Raw genomic sequence first — 19,853 nt, forward strand, 5'->3', positions numbered from 1 at the left:
ATGGCGGTCGAAACGACCGGCCGGCCCCTCGGGGCCCCCGGGGGCGTGTCCGGAAGGTTCCTGCGCCGCAGGGGCGCCGTGGCCTCGCTGGTGTTCCTGGTCCTCGTCGCCGTGTCATCGGTCGCCGGGCCGGCGCTCTGGCGCTACACCTACGCAGACCTCACCCCGGAGCTCCTGGCGCCGCCGTCCGCGCTCCACCCGCTCGGCACCGACGCGCTGGGCCACGACGTGCTCGCCCAGGTGATGCGCGGAGCCCAGCGCTCGCTTGCCATCGCGCTCATCGTCGCGCTGGTCTCCACGGCGGCCGGCGCGACGGTGGGCCTGCTCGCCGGATATCTGGGCGGGTGGCTGGACGCGCTGGTCATGCGCCTGGTGGACGTCCTGCTCACCATCCCGCTCATCGCCGTGCTCGGGCTCGTCGCGGTACGCCTCGGAGGGAACGGGAACGGCTGGCTGATCGTGGCCTTCGCCGTGTCCGCCTTCTACTGGGCGCCGATCGCGCGCATCATCCGCGGCATCACGCTGTCGCTGCGCGAGCGTGACTTCGTGGCCGCGGCCCGGCTGATCGGCGCCGGCACCCCGAGGGTGCTCGCCAGGCACCTGCTGCCGCACATCGTCGGGCCCGTCGCGGTGGTGGTCACCACCTACGTGGCGGCCGCGATCTCCCTGGAGTCGTCGCTGTCCTTCCTCGGCCTCGGCGTGCAGCCGCCCGACACCTCGCTGGGGCAGTTGGTCGGGGCCGGCACCGGTTTCGCCGTCACCGCGCCCTGGCTGTTCTACGCGCCGAGCCTGATCGTCATCGCGATCGTACTCGCCGTGCACTTCGTCGGCGAGGGCCTGCGCCGCTCGTTCGAGGCCGGGGGAACGGGAGCGGCCCGATGATCCGCGTCGTCCGCCGGGTGCTGCTCGCCGTACCGCTCGCGCTGGTCGCCACGGCGGTGGTCTTCACCGCCGTCTCCCTGGCGGGAGACCCGCTGGCGAGCCTGCGCCAGCCGAACGTCCCCCCCGAGGCGCTGCGGCTGCGCGCGCACGAGCTCGGCCTCGACCGGCCGCTGCCGGTCCGCTACTGGCACTGGATCACCGGGGTGCTCCACGGCGACCTGGGCCGCGGCGTCGCCGGACAGGACATCGCGGCCGAGCTGCTCCAGCGCGGCCTGGTCTCGCTCAGGCTCGTCACGCTCGCCCTGGTCCTGGCGGTCGCCGTCTCGATCTCCGCCGGGTTCTGGGCAGCCGTACGGCGCGGCCGCCTCGCCGACCGCGCGGTCGGCGCCATGGCCGTGCTCCTGCTCACGCTGCCGACCTTCTGGACGGCCGTCGTGGTCAAGCAAGGCGGCATCGCCCTCAACCAGGCGCTCGGGGTGGACGTGGTCGCCACACTCGGCGACGCCACCCCGGGCACCGAGGGCATGAGCCTGCCGGTACGGCTCGCCGACTACGGAGCCCACCTGCTGCTCCCCACGATCGTGCTCACGCTGAGCCGCCTGCCCGAGTTCACCCTCTACCAGCGGTCGGCCACCGCCGAGGTGCTCGGCAGCGACTATCTGCTGTTCGCCAGGGCCAAGGGCCTGTCCCGCCGCAGGGTGCTGCTCGGGCACGGCCTGCGCACCTCCCTCATCCCCGTCACCACCATGATCGCCATGGAGATCCCCTGGATCCTCGGCGGCCTGGTGATCATCGAGTCGGTCTTCGGCTGGCACGGCCTCGGCGAAATGCTCGTCGACGGGATCAAGCAGCAGGACACCAACGCCGTCCTCGCCTTCCTGCTGGTCTCGACGGTGCTCATCACCGTGCTCAACCTCGCCGCCGACCTGCTGTACGGCGTGCTCGACCCGAGGACGGTCCAGGACTGACACGCTCCCCGCCGGGAACCCCGGCGGCGGCGAGTCCGTCAGGCGTGGCCGTACCGCGGGCTCCGGGACTCGCGGCGGCCCGGGACGAGCATCAGGACGAGGCCCCCGGCCAGGCATCCGGCGGCACCGGCGGCGAAGAGCCACCCGCCCATGGACCGGGAGTCGTACTCCCCCTGGTCGGCCTCGGCGAACCCGGTGTACCGGGCGGCCTCCTGGGTCAGCTCGTCGGAGCGTCCGGGGTCGGTCCCCTTGGCGGTGTCCGCCTCGCGGAGCAGCTCCGCCGCCTTCTGGAGGTTGCCGTCGATCCGTTCCCGGGTCTCACCCGCCCGCAGCAGCACGACCGTGCTCAGCCCCGCCGCGAGCAGGGCCATGATCAGCAGCCCCGCCCCGAACCACTTCCCCTTCGTCACCGCTTCCCTTTCGTCGTTCTCATGGGAGGGGACCGTAGTCCGGCGGCCGGGCCGGTCGCGCCCACCGCCAGGTTGATCCGCCGTCCCCCGCCCGGATGATCCCCTCGCCGGGCGGGGATCAGCCGGGCAAGGATCGGCGGGGATCGGCGGGGATCAGCCGGGCGAGGGTCAGGAGTGCGGGGATCAGCCGGGCGAGGATCAGGAGTGCGGGCGTTCGTCCACCACCTGCACCAGCTTTCCGGTGCGCGGATTGGTCACCAGGTCCGAGGGCCGCACCCATTCGACGGCCAGCGGGTGGATGAGGCCCTGGGCCACGGACTCGGGGTACAGCGGGCGGGCCGCGTACACGGCGTCGACGAGCCGCCGGGCCAGGTCCGCCGGGGGTTCCTCGACGCAGGCCAGCCGGAGCAGCAGGCCGTCCTTGCCGTCCCAGCGGCGCTGCACCATCTGCATCCCGGACATGATCCGGTCCGTGTCCGCCGCGATGAGCACCGCGCGGACGTCCTCGGTCCTCATCGACACCGTCTCCACCCGGGCGCCCTCGCTCGTCCTGCCGACCAGCCGGAACCGCCGGCGGTCCTCGTCCGTCCACTCGGCCACGTCGCCGACGGGGTAGCGGATGATCGGCATCAGGGTCCGGAACAGGTTGGTGACCACCACGCGGCCGGGCACGCCTGGCTCGGTGATCGGGGCGCCGGTCGCGTCGTCGACCAGCTCCACCAGCGTCCGGTTGGGGAAGGCCTCGTGCACCCGCACGTCGTCGCCCGGCACCGGTGCGCCGACCAGCCCGGCGTCCACCGACGCGTACCCGAGCGAGGCGATCACGGCACCGGGAAAGGCCTTGGCGAGCCGCGGCCGCAGGTCGTCGAAGAGGAGGTCGCCGCCGAACATCAGCAGCTCGACCGAGTCGGCCGCCTGCCCCCGGGCGGTCACCGCGTCGGCCACCTTGGCGAGCTTCATCGGCTCGCCCGCCAGCACGTTGACGCCGAAGCCCGCGATCAGGTCGGCGATGTACTCCTCCGACGCGGCGCCGCCGACGGGCAGCCGGACGTTCTCCACCGGGGCGTGGTGCAGGGCGTTCTCGATGTAGAGGAACCCCCCGTACAGCTCGCCGGCGTAGAAGAGGTTCGCCACCCGGTGCCCCGGCCTCAGCCCGGCCTGGACCATGCCCGCCCCGAACGCGCTCACCGAGTCGGCGTGCTCGGTACGGGTCCACGGGGAGAACTTCGGCGCGCCGGTGGTGCCGCCGGAGGTGTACACGCCGGCGTCGGTCAGCGGCCCGGTCAGCAACCGGTTGTCCGGCCAGGTGTTCGCGGCCCAGAAGGCCGTCTGGTCGATGATCGGCAGCTGGGTGACGTCCGTGACGACCCGCGGCACGTCACGGTACAGCTCCGCGTAGAACGGCGAGTTCCGCCGGACGAAGTCGACCAGGTCTCGCAGTGGCTTGGCGGGCATGTGCCCCTCCCTGTCTGGTTGGTGTGACGGTCAGATACGGCCGTGGGCCAGGCTGGGGATCCGGCCCAGCAGCACCCGCCTGCGGTAGAACCACCAGTTCGTCGCCAGGAACACGCCGTATCCGGCGAGGAACACGTAGAGCGCGACGTCGATGGACCCGGTCCGCCCCAGCGACACGGCGAATCCCCGGGGGATGAGAAACCCGCCGAACGCGCCGACCGCCGAGGCGATGCCGATGGCGGCCGCCGCCTCCCGCTTGGCGCGCAGCAGTGCCCCGGCCCGCGCCGCCCCCGCGTCGACCTCCCGCTCCGCCTGGGTGGCGAAGATCGCGGGGATCATCCGGTAGGTGGAGCCGTTGCCCATCCCCGAGGCGACGAACAGCAGGACGAACGCGCCGAGGAAGAGCGGGAAGCTGTGCCGTCCGAGCCCGGCGAGAACACCGAGGACGCCCGCCGCCATGGCGGTGAAGGACCACGCGGTGACCCTGGCCCCGCCCAGCCTGTCGGCGAGCCAGCCACCCACGGGCCGCGCCAGCGAGCCGACGAGGGCGCCGACGAAGGCGGAGTAGGCCGCCCCGGACTCGGGGAACGTCGCGTTGACGAGCAGCGGGAAGGCCGCCGAGTAGCCGATGAAGGAGCCGAAGGTGCCGATGTAGAGAAAGGACATGACCCAGGTGTGCCTGCGGCGGAAGGCCCTGCTCTGCGAACCGAAGTCGGCCTTCACCACGGCCAGGTTGTCCATGAGGAGGTACGCGCAGGCCGCCGCGACGAGGATCGGCGCGATCCACACCAGCCCGGCGTTGGCCAGGCTCGCGGCCGCCACGAGCGGAACCACGAACTGGACGACGGCGACCCCCAGGTTGCCGCCCGCCGCGTTCACCCCCAGCGCGAACCCCTTGCTCCGCTCCGGATAGAAGTAGGAGACGTTGGCCATGGAGGAGGCGAAGTTCCCGCCGCCGAGACCGGCCGTCGCCGCGGCGACCAGGAACATCCAGTACGGGGTGCCCGGGTCGGCGACCAGCCGGGCGAGCAGCCCCACCGGCACCAGCAGCAGCAGCGCGCTGGCCACGTTCCAGTTGCGGCCGCCGAAGGCGGAGACGGCGAAGGTGTACGGCAGCCGCAGCGTGGCCCCGACCAGGTTCGGCACCGCCACCAGCCAGAAGAGCTGGTCGACGGTGAACGGGAAGCCCGCCTTCGGCAGCAGGACGACCACGGCGCTCCACAGCAGCCACACCGTGAACCCGAGATGCTCCACGGCGATGGAGAAGATCAGGTTCCGGGTGGCGACGCGGCGCCCGGTGGCCTCCCAGAACGCGGGGTCCTCCGGATCCCAGTGATCGATCCAGCGCCCGGTCCGCCGGGTCACCGGCCGACGCTCGCTCATGTGCCCTCTCCTTCGGTCGTGTTCCGTGAGTCGTGTCCCAGCCGGTCCACGAGGCCGCGCACCCTCGGCAGGCAGTCCCCGCATCCGGTGGTGGCCCTGGTCGCGCCCACCAGCGCGGCCAGGTCGCCGCCCGCGGACCGGGCCGCGCGCACCAGCGCGGCCTTGGTCACCGCGTTGCAGCGGCAGATCACCGCCGAGTCCGGCAGCAGGGCCGGATCGGCGGCGGCCGGTGGCAGCGCCCGCCCGAGCAGCAGAGCCGGCCGGTCGCCGGGCACCGGCCGGCCCGTGTCGTGGAGTTGCGTCAGCGTCGCCGCGACGTCGGGCAGGCCCAGCACGATCGCCCCGATCACGCGCTCGCCGGCCAGCGCGAGCTTGGCGTAGGTTCCCCGGGCGGGGTCGGCGTAGCAGAGCACCTCGGCGTCCGGGCTGTCCAGCTCCAGGTGCGTCTCGCCGAACGCGGTGAGGTCGACGTCGCCCGCGCGCAGCCGGGTGACCGCCGGCGCGGCGCGGTGGCGCGCCGTACCGCCGGCGCCGGTGAGCAGCCCGGCCAGCACCGCCGCCTGCTCCCACGCGGGCTGCAGGAGTCCCGGCGGCACGCGCCCCGCCTGGGCGCAGTCGCCGATGGCGTGGATCCGCGGGTCGGCGGTGCGCAGCCGGTCGTCCACCACGACGCCCACGTCCGTCGCCAGCCCCGCGTCGGCGGCCAGCCCGATCTCGGGCCGGACCCCGGCGGTCACCACCGTCGCCGCCGCCGGGACGAACGCGCCGTCCTCGAGCTTGACGCCCTCGCCGGGGTAGTGGCGGACCGCGGACCTTCCGATCTCCGTCCGCACTCCGGCGGCGCGACACCGGCGGGCCAGGATCGTCCCGGCGGTCCGGTCCAGGTGCCGTTCCATCAGGCGGCCGGCGGGGTGGACCAGGGTGACCCGGGCACCGCGCCGGGCCAGCCCCAGCGCGGTCTCCACCCCGAGCACCCCGCCGCCGAGCACGGCCACCGGCGCGCCGGGACGGGCCCGCTCCACGATCCGCAGGCAGTCGTCCAGGTCGCGCAGCGTGAGCACGCCGGCGGCGGGCGCGCCTCGGTCGTCGGCCAGTCCCTCGACCGGCGGCAGCCACGGGCGGCTTCCCGTCGCCAGGACCAGGGCGTCGTAACCGATCGAGGCGCCGTCCGCCAGCAGGACCGAGCGTGCCTCGCGGTCCAGCCGGACGGCCGTCGCGCCCAGGAGCAGCCGGACCCGGTTCCGGGCCGCCCACTCCGGGTCGTGCAGGGCGATGTCGGCGGCGGTCATCGTGCCGGCCAGCACGCCGGACAGCAGCACCCGGTTGTACGCCGGCCGGGACTCGGCGCCCACGACGGTGAGCGCGACCCGGCCGCCCTCGGGGTCGTGCGCCCGGATCCGCTCGGCCAGGCGGGCTCCGGCCATGCCGTACCCCACGATCACCACGCGGCGGGGAGTCATGGGCGCTCCCCGTCCGCCGGGACCAGCCGGACCGCGCAGACCTTGAACTCGGGCATCCCGCTGACCGGGTCCAGCGCCGGGTTGCTGATCAGGTTGGCCCGCCCGGCGCCGGGGAAGTGGAACGGCACGAACACGGTGTCCGGCCGGATCGTCGGCACGCAGCGCACCTCGGCCTCGGCCTCGCCGCGGCGCGAGACGACGCGGGCCCGGTCGCCGTCGGCCAGCCCGGCCCGCCGTGCCGTGTCCGGGTGAACCTCCACGTACGCCGTGGGCGCCGTCCGGACCAGGTCGGCCACCCGGCGGGTCTGCGCGCCGGACTGGTAGTGCGCGAGGATCCGCCCGGTCGTCGCGATCAGGGGATAGTCCCGATCGGTGCGTTCGGCGGGCCCCCGGTGGTCCACCGGGACGAACCGCGCGCGCCCGTCGGCGTGCGCGAAGCGGTCCAGGAACAGGCGGGGCGTCCCCGGATGACCGCGGCCGGGGCACGGCCAGTGCAGGGCTTCGCCCGTCCGCAGGCGCCGGTGGCTGATCCCCGCGTAGTCCGCCGGGCCTCCGGCCGAGGCCCGCCCGAGCTCCTCGAACACCTCCTCGGGGTCGTCGGGGAAGCGGGAGGCTGGCTGCCCGAGTCGTATCGCCAGCTCCCGCAGGACGGTCAGGTCACTGCGGGTTCCCGGAGGCGGCGGGAGCGCGCGCCGCCGCAGCAGCACCCGCCCCTCCAGGTTCGTCATCGTGCCGTCCTCCTCGGCCCACTGGGTGACCGGCAGCACCACGTCGGCCAGTCGCGCGGTCTCCGACGGCACGATGTCGGCCACCACCAGCAGGTCCAGGGCGGCCAGCCGGCGCGCGACGTGTCCGGCGCGGGGCGCGGACACCACGGGATTGCTCCCGAAGACCAGCAGCGCCCTCGGGCCGGTCTCGGTCCCCAGCGCGTCCAGCAGCTCGTAGGCCGACCGGCCGGGCGCGGGGAGTTCCTCGGGTGCGACGCCCCACACGGCGGCCACGTGCCGCCGCGCGGCCTCGTCGTCCAGGCGCCGGTACCCCGGCAGCTGGTCGGCCTTCTGCCCGTGTTCGCGGCCTCCCTGCCCGTTGCCCTGGCCGGTCAGGCACCCGTAGCCGGATCCCGCCCGGCCCGGCAGGCCCAGGGCGAGCGCCAGGTTGATCCAGCCCGACACCGTGTCCACGCCGGAGGCGTGCTGCTCGGTGCCCCGGCCGGTGAGCAGGTAGGCGTTGCGGGCCCCGGCCAGCGACTCGACGGCGGCCCGCTGGTCGGCGGCGGCCACCCCGGTGACCCGTTCGGCCTCCTCGGGGCGCCAGCGGGCGGCGATCCGCCAGGCCTCGGCGAACCCCGTGGTCCGCGCGCCGGTGTAGTCGCGCCGGAGGTGACCTCCGGCGACGGCCGCGTGCAGCATGCCGAGCGCCAGCGCCAGGTCCGTGCCCGGCCGGGGTGCCAGGTGCAGCGCCGCCGTCTCGGCGGTGGCGGTCCGCCGGGGATCCACCACGACGAGACCGCCGCGGTCCCGGGCCCGGCGCAGGTGCCGGACGAGCGGGGGCATCGTCTCGGCGACGTTGGCCCCCACCAGTATGATCGCGTCCGCGTCGCGGAGGTCGGCGACCGGGAACGGCAGTCCCCGGTCGAGACCGAAGGCCCGGATTCCCGCCGCGGCGGCGGACGACATGCAGAACCGGCCGTTGTAGTCGATCTGCGAGGTGCGCAGGGCGACCCTGGCGAACTTGCCGAGGAGGTACGCCTTCTCGTTGGTGAGCCCGCCGCCGCCGAAGACGGCGACCGCGTCCGGCCCGTACCGCTCCCGCAGCCGCCGGATCCGCCCCGCCACCAGGTCCAGGGCCTCCTCCCAGCTCGCGGGGCGCAACGCCTCCCCTCGGCGGTCGCGGATCAGCGGTTCTCCGAGCCGGTCCGGGGTGTCGAGCAGCGACGCCGCCGTCCATCCCTTCTGGCACAGCGCGCCCTCGTTCACCGGGAAGTCCCGCGGGCCCACCCGCGCCCCGGGCGTCAGTGAGGTCAGTGAGGTCAGCGGGGTCAGTGGGGTCAGCGTCATCCCGCACTGCAGGGCGCAGTACGGGCAGTGGGTGGCGACGGCCGTGGTCGTCGCCGTCATCGCGACGTCCCGCCCGGTCTGCCGGAGACCATCACGCTCTGGCCGCGGAACTCCGCGACGACCTCTCCGGCGGGGCGCCGTACGGTCACGTCGTAGACGCCGTGCCTGCCGTACCGGACGCGCTCGGCGGCCTCGGCCACCAGTTCGTCCCCGGCCGCGGCCGGGCGCAGGAACGTCACCTGCGCGCTCTGCGCCAGCGTGACCGGGCCGTGGGCGTTGGAGGCGTAGGCGAACGCGGCGTCGGCGAGGAGGAACAGGTATCCGCCGTGGGCGATGCCGTGCCCGTTCAGCATGTCCTCGGAGATCCGCATCCGCAGCCGTGCCCGGCCGGCGGCGACCTCCTCGACGGCGATGCCGAGCGACCGGCAGGCCGGATCCGCGGCGTTCACGGCGTCCCCGGCGTCCCCTATGTCCCTCGCTCCCCCGGCGTCCTCGGCGTCCCCGGCGTTCAAGATGCCCCCGGTGTTCCCGGTGTCGGCGGCGTTCACGGCCCGGGCCCGGCTCGGCTCCGTGCTCATGGCGCCGCCCCGCTCCGCTGCGGGCCGGCGACCCAGGTCCGGGCCAGGGCCTGGACGGCCGAACCGTCCCGGTCGGCGAGCTTGTCCGCCAGGTAGTCGCTCACCCAGGCGCTGGTGGCGATCCGGAACGGCGGCTCGTCGTCGGTCAGCGCCCGCACCACCGCCTCGGCCACGTCCCACTTCGACTGGCCGGCGCCCTCCCAGCCCTGGCCGCCCACCCAGTCGAGGTAGTCGGTGAACGTCCGCGCGTACGGCCCGGAGGCCGCCCGGATGGTCTCCCGGTTGACGTCGGGGAAGACGCCGAACTCGGTGTCCGGCACGAAGCCGGGCACGACCACGCAGACCCTCACCCCGTGCCGGGCCGCGACCGGTGCCAGGCTCTCCATGAAACCCTCGACGGCGAACTTCGCCGCCGCGTACGCCTCGTTGAAGGGCTGGCCGACGACGCCGTGCACGCTGCCGACGGTCAGCAGGCGGCCCCGGGCGGCGCGCAGCAGCGGCATCGCGACCCGGCTCACCGCGACGACCCCGAAGAAGTTCACCTCCAGGTTGGCCCGCAGGGCCTCCATGGTCGACATCTCCATCGTGGGGTCGAAGTTGGAGACGCCGGCGTTGTTGACCACCGCGTCCAGCCGCCCGTACGTCTCCCGCACGCCCCGCAGGCACGAGGCGACGGACGCGGCGTCGGTGACGTCGAGGCGGCGGACGTCCAGCGTGACCCCGGCGTGACCGGCCGCCTCGCGCAGCGCGTGCGCCCGTTCCGGGTCGCGCATCGTCGCCACCACGGTGAACCCGGCCTTCGCCGCGGTGACCGCGGTCGCCAGGCCGATGCCCGACGACGTCCCCGTGATCAGGACCGTCCGGTGCCGCGCCGTCATGGCGTGCTTCCCGAGAGCATCGGCTCCTCCTGCCGCTTCGCCCGGTCGAGCAGCGGCTGGATCCCCGCCGCCGGCAGGAAGGAGAACGCGGCCAGCAGGGTGCCGCCGACCATGACCGTCCGGGCCGCGCCGAGCACGCCCAGGCTTCCGGTCAGCAGGGTGACCGCCAGTCCGCCGACCAGCGCGGCCAGCGGGATCACGCCCCACGTCGCGGTGCGGAACGCCGCGTGCATCACCCCCTGGTTCTCGGCCGTCATCCGGGACTGGCGGATCGGGGCGCCGCAGACGTTGATGCACGACATGAAGAAGCCGTAGCAGGCGAACGTCACGCCGATCACCGGCGCGGCCGGCAGCGCGGGCGCGGCGAGGATGCCCAGGCCGACCAGGCAGTGGAGCAGGAGGGCCCACGCCATGGTCCGGCCGAGGCCCAGCCGGTCGCTGATCCTGGGCGCGACGACCGCGCCGAGCACCGCGCCGACCGCCGCCACCGACATCGCCGCCCCGAACACGCCCACCGAGACGCCCAGGCCCTGGTAGGCCAGCACCGGCAGGACCGTGACGAAGATGGGTCCGCCCGAGTTCAGGGTCACGGCGGCCACGACCACCCGGCGCAGGACCGGGTCGGCCCAGTTCAGCCGGAACCCCAGCAGCAGCCGCGACCGCACCGCCCCCTGGTGGACCGTACTGTTCCCCCAGGGCCGCATGAAGCGGAAGCACGCGGCGGAGACCAGGTAGCTGGCCGCGTCGACGAGCAGCGCGGCCACCCCCAGCGCGTGGTAGAGCCCGGCGGCGATCGACGGCCCGGCCACCTCGGAGACCGTGCTGCTGCCCTCCAGACGCGAGTACGCCCGGACCAGCCGGTCCTCGGGCACCGTGGTGGGCACGGCGACGAGGTAGCCGATGTTGAAGAAGATCGTCGCTCCGCTGATCAGCGCCACGCAGACGAACAGCACCGGCGTCGACAGCACGCCGCACCAGTAGGTCACCGGGATGGCCGCCACCGCCGCCAGCCGTACGAGGTCACACGCCAGCAGGGTCAGGCGCTTGTCCCACCGGTCGACCAGCACGCCGGCGACCGGCCCCAGCAGGGGGATGCCGAGGTACTGGGCCATGGCCACGATGCCCACCTCGAGCGGCGAGGCGTGCAGTGCGAAGATCATCAGGGTGGGGACCACGAACACCGTGATCCGGTCCCCGACGAGGCTCACCGTCTGGCCGCCCCAGAACAGGTTGAACTCCCGGCCCAGGGACACCGGCAGCCTCACGACTCCTCCCGGACGACGAAGGTGGAGGTCTTGCCGGTGCGCTCGTTGGTGATCAGCGAGTCGGCGGCCGTCACCCGGAACGACTCCGGGTCGTGCTGGAAGGCCGTGCTGATCGTGAACGTCGAGGACATGAGGTCCCCGCGCAGCCGTCCGGCCAGGTCCGGCGGCGCGTCCCGGTCGGTCAGCAGCAGCACCTCCACCGTGGCCACCCGGCCCCGCTGCTCGGTGATCAGGATCTGCGCCCTGGAGACGCCGGGCTCCCGCTCCACCCGGGCGACGATGTCGTCCACGTGCAGCCCCAGCCCGCGCACCTGGACCACCGAGTCCCGGCGGCCCAGGATCCGCAGCGCCCTGTCCCGCCGGCCGCACTCGCACGTCACGAACCGCCCGGCGTCGCCGGTCCGGTAGCGCAGCACCGGGTTGAGCATGTCCGGGTTGAGGGTGGTGAAGTCGAGCAGCCCGTCCGCGTCCACGTGCACCAGCTGCTCGGGGAGCAGGTGGAAGACGTCCGGCGGGCACTGCGGGGTGTTGGTGCCGGCCACCCAGGTCTCCGTGCTGCCGAACATGCCCCAGCGGCGCGCGTCCGGAGCCACCGCGGCGATGTCCTCGTCGAGCTGCGGGTGCCAGGCCTCACCGAGCCAGAGCACCTTGCGCAGCGCGGGCAGGCGGATCCCCGCCGCCCGGGCGTGCGCGAACCACAGCCGCAGCACGCTCGGCGTGCCGCCGAACGCGGTCACGCCCCGGGCGGCGAGGAAGGCCAGCCAGTCGCCGTACTCCTCCCGGGTGACCGAGCCCAGCGCGATGACCTCGCAGCCGGACAGGTCGGCGAAGGCGGCGGCCAGGAAGTGGGCGCCCCACATGCGGCCGGCGCCCCACCCGTTGACGAAGACGTCGTCGCGCTCCAGCGGCCGCCACTGCTCGTACACGCCCTCCATGTAGAACCCGGTGGGGGCGTGGCCGACCTTGGGCGCGCCGGTGCTGCCACCGCTCTGGAAGAGCCAGGTGGCGCCGCGCTCGGCCTTCGGCCTCAGGTGCGCCAGGGCCACGTTCAGGTCGTCCTTCACCAGCACCGGAAGCGCGGCGACGTCCTCCAGGGTGAGCACCTTCTCGTGCCCGGCGTACCGCGGCGCGAGCTCGGGCACGCTCCGCAGCCGCTCCAGCGAACGCCGCGGGACGCTCAGGCTGGGCTCGGCCGCCTCCGGCGGGAGCGAGAACGATTCGGTCATGTCGTCACCAGCTCTCGAAGATCGTGTCGGTGGTCTCTCTCGCCAGCCACCGGGTGTGGGCGTCCCGGTAGGCCGTCCAGCGCGCCCGGGTGATGTCCCGCTGGACTCTCCGGCCGGGGTCGTCGAAGTCCGGGGCGATCACGCCGTCGGGTTCGAGCTCGGAGAACCAGAAGCGCTCGCCGTCGAACAGGAAGTCGACGCAGAAGAACGGGATGGGCAGCTTCCGGGCGAAGTAGGCCGTCGCCTCCGCCAGCTCGGGCGGGACGGGGGCGAACTCCATGCTTCCGCCGCGGCTGGCGTTGGCGACCGGCGAACCGGCCTCGGGGGTTCGTTTCAGGACGGCGTACGGCTCGCCGCCGATGACGTAGACCCGGTAGTCGACCGTGCCGTCGCCCAGGTAGGGCTGGAGCACGAGGGTGGTGTCGCCGCCCTGCGCCAGGCTGGCCAGCCCCCGTACGTCGTCGGCGTTCCGGGCCAGGTTGACCCCGCCGCCGCCGCACCACCCGGCGGGCTTGACGATCGCCGGGTAGGTCAGGTTCGCCAGCGCCACCTCGTACAGGTGTTTGCCCACGTCCCGCCCAGTGCCGATGCGGAGGGTGGGGATGGGGGGAACGGGCGAGTCGTTCAGGTGGAGGACCGTGGCCAGCTTGTCGTTGGCGACGGCCGACAGGCCCGGCGGGAACGGCAGGTAGAAGCCGGCCCGCTCCAGCACGGCGTACAGCGCGTACTGGTTGAACACGTCCATCGACTGGTACGGCAGCGAGTACAGCGCGGTGATGAAGAGCGTGTCCTCCGGGGTGACGGGTTCCTCGTCCACGTAGACGCGCGGTTTGCCGGGCTCCAGGCTGTCGACCGTCACCGCGTCGGGCGAGTGCCGGGTCCAGCTCAGGCCGAGTTCCGCGGCCACCTCGGCGTACATGTCCCAGAAGTAGTGGCGCCACATCGCGGCCGTCCGGGTCGACTCCCGGTCGGGGAAGATCCAGCACATGCGGCGCAGCGTGCTCGTGTCGGCGGGGGTCACCGGGTTCACCGGGTTCATGGTCGTCCCTCTCCGTCGGCCCACCAGCGGCGGCCCGACTCCGGCAAGGTGTCGATCGGGTCGTAGAAGGGGAAGCGGCGGTCCGGGTCGGCCAGATCGTCCCGTTCGAGCCCGATGCCGTGGTTCCTGGTCCAGTACGAGATGCCGCGTTCCCGGTCGTACTCGGCCACCTGGTGCACCCAGCGCTTGCCTGCGTAGGGCACGTCGCACACGATCCGCGGCGTCGCGTAGCCGGGCAGGTAGCCCATGACGGCCTCCTGGAGCCGCTGCGCCAGGTGGAGCGGGATCCGCCAGTGCTCCGCGTTGGGGATCATGTCGCAGAGGTAGAAGTAGTACGGCAGGATGCCGGCCTCACCCTGCAGGGCGAAGCACAGGTCCAGCAGGTCGGCCTGGGTGGTGTTCACCCCCCGCAGGAGCACGCCCTGGTTGCGCACGTCCCGCACCCCCGCCTCCAGCAGGGCCCGCGCCGCCTCGGCCACCAGCGGCGTCACCGACCGCACGTGGTTGGCGTGGGTGTGCACGGCCAGGTTCACCCCGCGGCGGCGGGCGACGGCGGCCACCCGGCCCACCCCCTCGACCACGTCCGGCTGGAGCCAGTGCTGCGGCAGGCCGACCAGTGCCTTGGTGGCCAGGCGGATGTCCCGTACGGTCTCCAGTTCCAGCAGCCGCAGCAGGAACGCCTCCAGCCGCGGCCAGGGCACGTTGGCCACGTCGCCGCCCGAGACCACCACGTCCCGCACACCTGGCGTGCGCTTGAGGTAGTCCAGCATCAGCTCCTGCCGGTCCACCGGTTTGAGGGCGAGCCGGGCCTTGACGACCTGCGGGGTCGAGGTGCCGACCAGGTCCATCCGGGTGCAGTGCCCGCAGTACTGCGGGCAGGTCGACAGCAGTTCGGCCAGTACCTTGGTCGGGTAGCGGTGGGTCAGCCCCTCCACCACCCACATCTCCGCCTCGTGCAGCGAGTCGCGCTGCGCGCGGGGGTGGCTGGGCCAGTCCGGGCGGCGGTCCGAGCTCACCGGCAGCATGTATCTGCGGATCGGGTCCGCCAGGAACGCCTCCGTGAAGGCGGCCGGGCCGTCCCCGGCGTACGGCGCCATCACGTTGAGCAGCTGCGGCGGGATCAGCATGGACATGGTCGCGAACCGCTCCACGTCGGCGGCCAGGTCGGCGTAGAAGGACTCCTGGAGCAGGCCGCCGACCACCGCGCGCAGCTGCCCGGCGTTCTTCACGCAGTGGGCGCGCTGCCACTGGGCGTCGCGCCACTGCGCCTCGCCGACGTCGCGCCAGCCCGGCAGCCGCCGCCAGTCCGGCTCCACGAGCGGCCGGCGCGCGTAGGCGTACGGCCGGGGGGAAGCGTCGGCGTTCATCCGGTGAACAGCGCCGCGTGCCGGGTGCGGAGCTCGCGCTTGAGCACCTTGCCTGTGGGGCCGAGCGGGTAGTCCTCGCCGGTCCGAGCGACGATCACCGCGGCGAGCGTGGCGAGACCCGCGCCGGCGAGGGCCTTGTTCGCCCTCTCCAGCACGTCGCCGTCGGTGGTGTCGGCGGTGCCTGCCTGCGGGCGCACCACGGCGATCGGGCGCTGCCCCTCCCCCGCCCTCCCGGGGACGCCGACGACCGAGCAGTCCTGGACGAGGTCGTCGCAGTCGGCGATGAGGACCTCCTCGATGGGCAGGCTGTAGACCGGCCCGGCGGCGGTGTCGATGACGTCCACGGTCCGGTCGAGGTGGTAGAAGTTGCCCTCGCCGTCCCTGCGGGCCACGTCGCCGGTGAGCCAGTAGCCGTTGAGCTCGAAACTGCTGGTCAGCCTCGGGTCGTTCCAGTAGCCCGGCGTACGGGAGGGGGTGATCACCGCCAGCAGGCCCACGGTGCCGTCGGGCACCTCCCGGCCGTCCTCGTCCAGCACCGCGGCCCTGGTCACGGCCTCCTGCGCCTTACCCACGCAGCGGTCGTCGCGCGGGGTCTCCGGCGTGGTCACCTGGCCGAAGAGCGCCATCCCCATCTCCGAGGAGCCGAGGCCGTCGATGAACTGGGAGCCGGGCAGCGGCTCGTCGGCGGCGGCGCCGCTCGGCAGCAGCCACGACTTGATCAGGCCGGCGGGCCGCTCGCCCAGCTGGACCAGCCGCCTGATGTGCCCGTAGTGCGCGCTGTCTCCGGTGTTGAACCAGGAGTGCACCTTCGCCGCGCCCCTGATCGGGAGTTCGCCGGTGGCGAGCTCGACGAACGTCCGCGGGAACGAGGCCACCATGGTCGGCTGGAACGCCTCCATGACCGGCTCCACGACCTCGCGCCGCCAGTCCGCCATGACCACGGTCGGCAGCCCGAGGAGCACCGCGGTGAGGAAGTAGCTGAGGCCGCCGGCGTGGGTGTGCGGCATGAGCGACATCAGCCTGTCGTACGGCTCGGCCGGGAAACGCAGCATCCGCGGCTGCTTCCCGTCCCAGAACTGCCGGTGGCCGAGCATCGTCGACTTGGGCGTGCCGGTGGTGCCGGACGAGTGGATCAGCGCCACGATGTCGTCCGGGGCGTGCCGGTGGGGATACTCGTCCGGCAGCCGGTCCGAGCCGGCGTCGTGGGCCCGCACCTCGGCGGCCAGGGCGATGAACCGGGGCCTGCTCTGCGGGTTTTCGCGGTAGGCGGCCTGCAGCCGGGTGGTGTCGTCGGCGACGATGCCGACGGCGCCCACGTGGTCGAGGTAGCGGACCATGACGTCGGGCCGCATCGCGTCGTTGATCATCGCCGGGATGGCGCCGAGCGCCGTGAGCGCCAGGAAGTGGAGCAGGGGTTCGAGCCCTTCGGCCACCACGATTCCCACCGGCTCGCCCGGCCGTACGCCGTTGGCCCGGTACCACTTGGCGTACCGGTCCCGCAGCGCCGCGAGGTCGACCAGGCTGTGGCCGCGCAGCACCACCCGGCCGCGGTGGTCGGTGTGGTGGCTGTAGACGAACGGCACCGCCCGGTTGGGGTTGGCCGCCAGGGCGTGGTCCAGGAAGTTGCCCGCGCCGAGCTCCGGCTCGGTCATCAGCCGCCGCCGCGCGGGCAGCGGCGCGATCGAGGTGACGTCAGACATGGATGTCCCTCCAGTCGTAGGTTGTGATGATCTCCGTGGCCACGCGCCGTCCCGACCGGATGGCGCCCTCCATCAGGCCGAAGAACTCGGTGCTCGTCTCCGTCCCGGCCCAGTGCACCCGCCGGTGCGGGGTCGTCAGGTGCGGGCCGAGCCGCAGCCAGTCCCCCGGTCCGAAGAGCGCCGCGTAGCACCCCCGGCTGTAGTCCTCGTTGACCCAGTCGGTGGCGTGGAACCCGATCGGCCGCGGCAGCCCCGGAAACAGCCGCGCGGCCTGGGCGACCGCCCGCTCGCGCTGCTCGCCGGCGGGCAGCTCCGCGAACCGGTGCGCCTCCCGGCCGGTCACGAACCCGGTCAGCACGCCCACCGCGCCGTCGGCGGGCGAGTCGTCCACCGTGGACAGCAGGGGCCCCTGGGCGTTGACCGACCAGCCGGACAGGCCGTGCTCCCGCCAGACCGGCGCCGGGTACACCAGGTGCACCTTCACCGCGCAGCCGGGCGCCGTACGGCCGGTGGAGCGGGACACCGGCAGCCCGGGCCGGTAGTCGATCGCGTCGGCGAGCGACGGCGGCACCGCGACCACCGCGGCGCGGGCCCGCAGCGATCCGGCCGTGGTCGTCACGGTCACGCCGTCGTCGTCCTGGTGGATCGCGCGCACCGGCTCACCGAGGCGGACCCGCTCGCCCAGCCCGGCGGCCAGCCTCTGGCACAGCAGATGCGCGCCGCCGTCGATCCGGTCCTCCTGCGCGCCGCCCTCGAAGGCGTTCAGGTAGCGGACCCCGCCCCCCGAGCGCAGATAGAACGCCATGTGCAGGACGGACACGTCCTGCGGGTCGGCGGCCATCATCTCCCCGAGGAACAGCGGGAAGAACAGCAGCGCGTCCGGGTGGCGCAGGTGCTCCCGCGCCCATTCGGCCGCGGTCAGCGTGTCCAGCCGGGCGGCGTCCGCCGACAGCCAGGGGGCGTCCACGCGCAGGAGGCGGGTCAGCTCGTCCAGCGCGTCGAACATCTCGCCCAGCGCGACCGCCGACAGCGGCGGGAACCGGCCGGGCCGGGTCCGGTCGTCGCCGCCGAGGGTGAAGCGGCTGGCGCCGGTCATGGTGGTCGGCGTGGTCTTCAGTCCCAGCTCGGCCGTCAGGGCGGTCAGCTCGGTGTGCCGGTCGCCCAGATAGGCCGCGCCCGCGTCCACCCAGCTGCCGGGCACGACCTCGATGCCGTGCGTACGGCCTCCGACCCGTTCGCGCGCCTCGACCACGGTGACCTCGACGCCGCGCGCCGCCAGGTCGGCGGCGGCGGTGAGCCCCGCCAGGCCCGCTCCCACGACGACGACGCTCATGCCGCGTTCGCGATCTTCTTGGCGAGGGCGCTCGGGGTCGGCGCGTCCAGGAAGTCCTCGAAATCCAGCTCCACGCCGTGGTCACGCGCGACCGCGCTCAGGACGCGGGTCGCGAGCAGGGAGTCCCCGCCCATGACAAAAAAGTCAGAATCTGCATTGACTTCGACGTTTTCCAGCACGCGCCGGAATATGTCCGAGACGGCGTCTACATTCATGGAGTGTTCTCCTTCAAACGGTGGCGGATACGTATCTCCGATGCGAACCCGCCCGGTCGACTTTTCCGCTGGCCGTATAGGCGAGCTCGGGCACAACGGTGATTCGGCTGGGCACGAGATGACCCGGCACGCGGTCGCGCAGATAGTTCAGGACGTCCCCGGCCAGCGCCTCGGCGTCGGCGTCGGCGGGCGAGCGGGGCACGACGTAGGCCGCGAGCGTCGTGTGGTCGGCGACGGTGACGCCCGCCACCGCCACGGCGCCCACGCGCGGATGACCGGCGATCTGGGCCTCGACCTCGGCCGGATCCACCCGGACGCCGCGCACTTTGAGCTCGTGGTCGAGCCGGCCCTCGTGGACGAGCGCGCCGTCGGCGGCCTGGCAGACCCGGTCGCCGGTGCGGAAGTAGCGTTCGGGACCGGCCCCGAGGTCGATCTCGACGAACCGCTCCGCGGTCGCCTCCGGCCGGCCCCGATACCCCAGGGCCAGCGACGGGCCGCCGACGAGCAGCTCGCCCTCGGCGCCGAGGTGCTGCCGGACATGGGGCAGGGGGTGCCCGATCGGGACCCGCTCCCCCGCCTTCCAGGGCGCCGTCCGGCCGGCCGCGAGCGGGCCGTGCAGGTCGACCGCGTGGGTGATGAGCGTGGTCTCGGTGCAGCCGTAGGTGTTGACCAGGCGGATCGCGTCGGTGCCGAGCTCGCACCAGTCCGCCAGCCGCGCGGGGTTCACCGCCTCCCCGCCCACGATGACCGTCCGCACGGACGGGGGCAGCGTGGCCCGCTCCTCCACCAGGTGGCGCACCAGCTCGTGCCAGAACGCCGAGGGAAGGTCCAGCACGGTTATCCCCTCGGCGTCGATCATCCGCAGCATCCGCCGGAAGGAGCCCGAGTAGGCGTGGTCGTGAAAGACCAGCGTCGCCCCCGTGGTGAGCGTGGGCAGGATCTCCTCGAAGCAGGTGTCCCAGTTCAGCGACGCGAACTGCAGCACGCGGTCCGCGGGGGTGAGGCCGAACAGGGTCCGCAGCGCGCCGACCACGGTGGAGATGGCCCCCCGCGGGGTCACCACGGGTTTCGGTTCACCGGTGGAGCCGGAGGTGAACAGGATGTAGGCCGGATCGTCCGGGGTGACGGGCACCGCGCCCGCCCCGTCCGCCCCGTCCGCCCCGGCCGTCGCGCCTGTTCCGCCCGTCGTGCCTGTTCCGGCCGGCCGCGCGGCCTCGGCGGGGTCGGGAAGGCCCATCACGCGTACCCCGGGCGGTACGGCCGCGCCCGGCTCGGCGGTGATCAGTACGCGGCAGCCGCTCGCCGACATCAGCGCCTGCCGCCTCGGCTCCGGATGGGCCGGGTCGATGGCACAGTACGTACCGTCGGCCGCCAGCGTGCCGAGCAGGCCGGCCACGGTCGCCGCCGACCGTGAGGTGACCACCCCCACCACCCCGGGTTTCGGACCCAGCCGCCGGGCCGTCGCGCGCACCCACGCGTCGAGTTCGGCGTAGGTGAGGGACCGGCCGTTGTGCGCTATCGCCGTACGGTCCGGGTGCCGGTCGGCCGCGCCGGCGAACTCCCTCATCACGTCGTGGTGTGGACAGGACACGGTTGCCCCTTTCTGAGCTGGCATGCCAAATGGTGATTTGTAACGA

At 73.6% G+C, this 19,853-nt stretch carries 17 protein-coding genes; 2 read left to right on the plus strand and 15 right to left on the minus strand.

Translation table 11 applies throughout. The annotated features are described in order from the left end of the window. Both AB0N02_RS11005 and AB0N02_RS11010 read left to right on the plus strand, forming a co-directional pair. On the plus strand, positions 1–882 hold the full coding sequence (locus tag AB0N02_RS11005) for an ABC transporter permease (protein WP_363944846.1): 882 nt from the start codon (positions 1–3) through the stop codon (positions 880–882). Further along, positions 879–1,850, plus strand: coding sequence for an ABC transporter permease (locus AB0N02_RS11010; RefSeq protein ID WP_363944848.1), 972 nt, complete (start codon positions 879–881; stop codon positions 1,848–1,850). The genes AB0N02_RS11005 and AB0N02_RS11010 overlap by 4 nt, the downstream gene beginning before the upstream one ends. A 38-nt stretch (positions 1,851–1,888) precedes the next feature. On the opposite strand, the gene AB0N02_RS11015 is transcribed toward AB0N02_RS11010, so the two are convergent. The 15 genes from AB0N02_RS11015 to AB0N02_RS11085 form a co-directional block, all read right to left on the minus strand. Continuing rightward, positions 1,889–2,260 (minus strand): hypothetical protein, encoded by a 372-nt coding sequence (locus AB0N02_RS11015; RefSeq protein ID WP_363944850.1) that lies wholly within the window; start codon positions 2,258–2,260, stop codon positions 1,889–1,891. Positions 2,261–2,458: 198 nt separating this feature from the next. Then, complete coding sequence (locus tag AB0N02_RS11020; protein ID WP_363944851.1) at positions 2,459–3,715, minus strand: hypothetical protein; 1,257 nt, start codon at positions 3,713–3,715, stop codon at positions 2,459–2,461. A gap of 30 nt (positions 3,716–3,745) precedes the next feature. Continuing rightward, entirely contained in the window at positions 3,746–5,098 is a 1,353-nt protein-coding gene (locus AB0N02_RS11025) for an MFS transporter (RefSeq protein ID WP_363944853.1), read from the minus strand. Then, on the minus strand, positions 5,095–6,558 hold the full coding sequence (locus tag AB0N02_RS11030; protein WP_363944855.1) for an FAD-dependent oxidoreductase: 1,464 nt from the start codon (positions 6,556–6,558) through the stop codon (positions 5,095–5,097). Before AB0N02_RS11030 ends, AB0N02_RS11025 begins: the two co-directional genes overlap by 4 nt. Continuing rightward, positions 6,555–8,675, minus strand: a complete 2,121-nt coding sequence (locus tag AB0N02_RS11035) for a molybdopterin oxidoreductase family protein (protein ID WP_363944856.1) — start codon at positions 8,673–8,675, stop codon at positions 6,555–6,557. The genes AB0N02_RS11030 and AB0N02_RS11035 overlap by 4 nt, the downstream gene beginning before the upstream one ends. Continuing rightward, on the minus strand, positions 8,672–9,193 hold the full coding sequence (gene paaI / locus AB0N02_RS11040; protein ID WP_363944857.1) for a hydroxyphenylacetyl-CoA thioesterase PaaI: 522 nt from the start codon (positions 9,191–9,193) through the stop codon (positions 8,672–8,674). Before paaI ends, AB0N02_RS11035 begins: the two co-directional genes overlap by 4 nt. Then, on the minus strand, positions 9,190–10,071 hold the full coding sequence (locus AB0N02_RS11045; RefSeq protein ID WP_363944858.1) for an SDR family NAD(P)-dependent oxidoreductase: 882 nt from the start codon (positions 10,069–10,071) through the stop codon (positions 9,190–9,192). The genes paaI and AB0N02_RS11045 overlap by 4 nt, the downstream gene beginning before the upstream one ends. Further along, complete coding sequence (locus AB0N02_RS11050) at positions 10,068–11,336, minus strand: MFS transporter (RefSeq protein WP_363944860.1); 1,269 nt, start codon at positions 11,334–11,336, stop codon at positions 10,068–10,070. Before AB0N02_RS11050 ends, AB0N02_RS11045 begins: the two co-directional genes overlap by 4 nt. Continuing rightward, positions 11,333–12,562, minus strand: a complete 1,230-nt coding sequence (locus AB0N02_RS11055; protein WP_363944861.1) for an AMP-binding protein — start codon at positions 12,560–12,562, stop codon at positions 11,333–11,335. The genes AB0N02_RS11050 and AB0N02_RS11055 overlap by 4 nt, the downstream gene beginning before the upstream one ends. Before the next feature lie 4 nt (positions 12,563–12,566). Further along, positions 12,567–13,601, minus strand: a complete 1,035-nt coding sequence (locus tag AB0N02_RS11060) for a hypothetical protein (RefSeq protein WP_363944862.1) — start codon at positions 13,599–13,601, stop codon at positions 12,567–12,569. Beyond that, entirely contained in the window at positions 13,598–14,968 is a 1,371-nt protein-coding gene (locus AB0N02_RS11065; RefSeq protein WP_363944864.1) for a lysine 2,3-aminomutase, read from the minus strand. The genes AB0N02_RS11060 and AB0N02_RS11065 overlap by 4 nt, the downstream gene beginning before the upstream one ends. Further along, a complete protein-coding gene (locus AB0N02_RS11070) occupies positions 14,965–16,668 on the minus strand; it encodes a class I adenylate-forming enzyme family protein (RefSeq protein ID WP_363944866.1) in 1,704 nt (567 codons plus the stop codon). The genes AB0N02_RS11065 and AB0N02_RS11070 overlap by 4 nt, the downstream gene beginning before the upstream one ends. Further along, complete coding sequence (locus tag AB0N02_RS11075; RefSeq protein WP_363944867.1) at positions 16,661–18,001, minus strand: FAD-dependent oxidoreductase; 1,341 nt, start codon at positions 17,999–18,001, stop codon at positions 16,661–16,663. Before AB0N02_RS11075 ends, AB0N02_RS11070 begins: the two co-directional genes overlap by 8 nt. Beyond that, a complete protein-coding gene (locus AB0N02_RS11080) occupies positions 17,998–18,216 on the minus strand; it encodes an acyl carrier protein (RefSeq protein ID WP_363944869.1) in 219 nt (72 codons plus the stop codon). Before AB0N02_RS11080 ends, AB0N02_RS11075 begins: the two co-directional genes overlap by 4 nt. Before the next feature lie 13 nt (positions 18,217–18,229). Then, a complete protein-coding gene (locus tag AB0N02_RS11085) occupies positions 18,230–19,783 on the minus strand; it encodes an amino acid adenylation domain-containing protein (RefSeq protein ID WP_363944871.1) in 1,554 nt (517 codons plus the stop codon). Between the last annotated feature and the right edge of the window lie 70 nt (positions 19,784–19,853).

Source organism: Streptosporangium sp. NPDC051022 (assembly GCF_040683035.1).
In the GTDB taxonomy this organism is placed as follows: Bacteria; Actinomycetota; Actinomycetes; order Streptosporangiales; family Streptosporangiaceae; genus Streptosporangium.